At 73.5% G+C, this 3664-nt stretch carries 3 protein-coding genes; all 3 read right to left on the reverse strand.

Features of this window, described 5'->3' with window-relative positions; all coding sequences use genetic code 11:
* Positions 1-1302, reverse strand: a 1302-nt coding sequence (locus tag G3I65_RS30770) for an NAD(P)/FAD-dependent oxidoreductase (protein WP_160699216.1), incomplete at its 3' end; no start/stop codon positions are given.
* Between the two features lie 19 nt (positions 1303-1321).
* Entirely contained in the window at positions 1322-3103 is a 1782-nt protein-coding gene (locus G3I65_RS30775; protein ID WP_160699217.1) for a chloride channel protein, read from the reverse strand.
* 111 nt (positions 3104-3214) lie between these two features.
* On the reverse strand, positions 3215-3382 hold the full coding sequence (locus tag G3I65_RS30780; RefSeq protein ID WP_160699218.1) for a hypothetical protein: 168 nt from the start codon (positions 3380-3382) through the stop codon (positions 3215-3217).
* Between the last annotated feature and the right edge of the window lie 282 nt (positions 3383-3664).

The following is a 3664-nucleotide window of genomic DNA, read 5'->3' on the forward strand; positions in this document are numbered from 1 at the left end:
GGGGGGGAGGCCCGCCGCCACGAACGCGTCCCGCGGGTGCTGCACCGAAGCCAGCGAAAGGATGTCGCGGCCGAACAGTGCCTGCGTGAGCCACACCGCGAGCACCCGGACCTTGCGCTCCCAGGTGGGCACGGCGAGCACGTGGTAGCCGCGGTGCATCAGCCACGCCGGCAGCCCGGTGACGACCAGCCGCCGGTACTGGAAGATGCCGCGGCCCAGCCCGAGCGTCGCGATGGCGCCGAGGCTGTGGTGGACGTACGCCTTCGGTGCCCGGCCGCGCAGCGTCGCGATGATGTTGCGCGCCAACAGCTTTCCCTGCCGGTAGGCGTGCTGGGCGTTGGGCACGGTCCGCGCGCCCGGCACCGGCGAGGCGAGGTCGGGCACGGCGGCGTCGTCCCCGGCGGCCCAGGCGTCCGCGACGCCCTCGACCCGCAGATCCGGCCGCACGACGAGGTAGCCGCGTTCGTCGACGGGCAGGTCGGTGTGCCTGCCGATCACGGGGTTGGCGCCGTTGCCCGCGGTCCAGACGATCAGCCCGGCGTCGAACTCCTCGCCGGTCGAGAGCCGCACGTGGCCGTCCTCCGCCGACGTCACCCGCGTGTCCAGGTGGACGCGCGCGCCGCGCCGGGTCAGCTCCCGCACGACCCAGCGCCCCGGCCGGTCGGTGACCTCGGGCAGGATGCGGCCCGACGCCTCGACGAGGTGGAAGCCCAGTTCGTCGCGGTGCAGTTCGGGGTAGCGCTTCAGCAGCGCGGTCGCGAGCGACAGCAGTTCGCCGAAGCCCTCGACGCCCGAGAAGCCGCCGCCGACGAAGGCGACGGTGAGCAGCTTCCGCCGTTCCGGCCCGGCCGGCAGCGCGGCGGCGCGGTCGAACGCGGTCAGCAGCCGGTCCCGGATCGCGACGGCCTCTTCGACGTGCTTGAGCCCGATGGCCTGCTCGGCGATGCCCGGCACGGGCAGGGTCCGGGTGACCGCGCCGGCGGTGACGACGATGGTGTCGTAGCCGAGCTCGAAGGGTTCGCCGTCGGCCGGCCGCACGGCGACCACGTGGTGCGCGTGGTCGATGGCGGTGACCTTCCCGGCGACGAGCCGGGTCCGCCGCAGGTGCCGCCGCAGCGACACGGCGGCGTGCCGCGCCTCGACCGATCCGGCGACGACCTCGGGCAGGAACGGCTGGTAGGTCAGGTAGGGGCGGGGGTCGACGAGGGTGACCTCGGCCTCGCCGCGCCGCAGCTTCTTTTCCAGCTTCCAGGCGGTGTAGAAGCCCGCGTACCCGCCACCGACGATCAGGATCCGGCGCATTTCGTCCTCTTTTCTCGCTTCACCCCCTGGACGAGGTGGCGGCGGCGGACGTGACCGCGACGCGCGTCACAGCGAGCACGCGCTCGCGGTGGTGCTCCTCGTGGAGGTCGCGGCGCCGGGCGTGCAGCAGCTGGGCGAGCGTGATCACGCCGAGCACGCGCCCGGGTTCGGCGCGGTCGACGACCGGCGCCCGGGTCACGTGGCCGGCCGCGAGCTTGTTGGCCACCTCGCGGAGCGTCTCGTCGGGGTGGCACGACGCCAGCGGCGCCGTGGTCGCGTCGGCGACCGTCTCGCCTTCGGACGTCAGCAAAGCGTGCCGGGTGGTCACGCCGACCAGCTGCCGCGAGCCATCCACGACCGGGTACAGCGTGGCGTGACGGGTGTGCGGCAGGGTGTCCGCGAGCGGCTCGTCGTGGTCGAGCACCACCGGGTTCGCCGTCATCACTTCGTGCGCGAAGAACGCCTCGAGCGGGTCGGTCGAGTACTCGCGCGTGAGGTGCAGCCGGCGGCGGGCGATCTTCTCGGTCAGCACGGACCGCTTGAGCAGCAGCACCGACACCGCGTACGCCGACACCGAGGCCACCACGAGCGGCAGCAGGGCGTTCCACGCGTGGGTGAGCTCGAGGGTGAACACGATGCCGGTCAGCGGCGAGCGCATGACGCCGCCGACCACCGCGGCCAGGCCGCACACCGCCCAGAACCCCGCCGTCACGTGGGGGAGCAGCCCGCCTTCCGCGGCGCCGAGGGCCGCGCCGATCATGAACACCGGGGCCAGGACGCCGCCGGACGTGCCCGAGCCGAGCGACAGCGACCAGATCAGCGTCTTCACCACCAGCACGCCGATGATCAGCGAAGTCGTCGCGTGCCCGGTGAGCAGCTGGTCGATCACGTCGTAGCCGACGCCGAGGGCGCGCGGCTCGATCAGGCCGCCGGCGCCGATGACGAGCCCGCCGATGGCCGGCCACCACATCCAGTGGATCGGCAACCGGGCGAAGCCGTCCTCGGCGAGGTAGACCAGCGCCGTCGCGGCGATGGCGAGCAGGCCGCCGGTGATGCCGGGCACGAGCGCGAGCACGTCGGCGCCCGGGCCGGGCGCGGGGGCGGCGGGCAGGCCGAAGACCGGTTCGGTGCCGAGGAAGAACCCGCGGCACAGCGTGCTGGTCACGACGGCGGCGGCGACCGGCACGAAGCTGCGCGGCCGCCATTCGAACAGCAGCAGCTCCACCGCCAGCAGGATCGACGCCAGCGGGGCGTTGAACGTCGCCGCCATGCCGCCCGCCGCGCCGGCCACCAGCAGGGTCTTGCGCTCGTCTGCGGACAGGTGCAGCAGCTGCGCGAGGATCGACCCGACGGCGCCGCCGGTCATGATGATCGGGCCCTCGGCCCCGAACGGCCCGCCGGTGCCGATGCTGATCGCGGCGGACACCGGCTTCAGCACGGCGACGCGCGGTGCGACCTTGCTCTCGCCGGTGAGGATCGCCTCGATGGCCTCGGGCATGCCGTGCCCGCGGATCTTCTCCGACCCGAACCGGGCCAGCACGCCGATGACGAGCGCCCCGGCCACCGGCGCGGTCAGCACCAGCCACCACGGGTGCGCGCTGCCGCCCGGCGCCACGAGCGCGGTGTCGAACCGCTGGTAGAAGACCAGGTTCGTGATCAGCCCGATGAGCTTCAGCAGCGCGAGCGCGGCCACCGCCGCGGCGGCGCCGACGGGCACGGCGAGCGCGGCGATCAGCAGCATGCGCGGCCGGACCTGGAAGTCACCCAAGTGGGTGGCACGGGGCGGGGTTCCGCCGCTCATCAGGGCCTCCGTTCGTCGCTAAAGGTTTTGCGGAGTGCAATACTTGTAGCGACTAACGATCGAGGTCAAGCCGAGCTTCGCTGGAGTGTCGGGGTTCACGGGCCTCCGGCGTCAGTCCTCCCGCAGGCCGATGGTGGGCCAGGTGATCAGCGTGGTGGCGCCGGGCACGGTCCGCCGTTCGCGCCGGCCGGTCAGCGCTTGCCGGCGGTCGACGGCGTTCGAGGCCCGGGGGAGCGCGGGCGGGCCGATCGGGTCGTCCGGCGGGGTGGTGTCGTTCACGGTTGCCTCCTTGGGTGGGTGTGCCGTGGACACGCCCGGGGTCCCCGATCGGTTGAGCCCGGCTTGACACGGGGCCCTGCCGTCTCGCACTATGCGAACAAGTGTTCGATGATTCTCCTGGGTTCGCCTGTGGCTTCCTCACGCGGGTGTCTCCGGTGCGAGTACGTGGTGCTGGAGGTGGTGGCGTGGCGGTGCCGGAGGCGCTGGCGGGGATCCCCGGGGTGCGCACGGCGGCGCAGCTGGGCGAGCCGGACCCGGCCGGGCAGCTGGCGGTGCTGCCCG

Origin of the sequence: Amycolatopsis sp. SID8362, from assembly GCF_010550475.1 — a bacterium.
GTDB lineage: Bacteria > Actinomycetota > Actinomycetes > Mycobacteriales > Pseudonocardiaceae > Amycolatopsis > Amycolatopsis eburnea.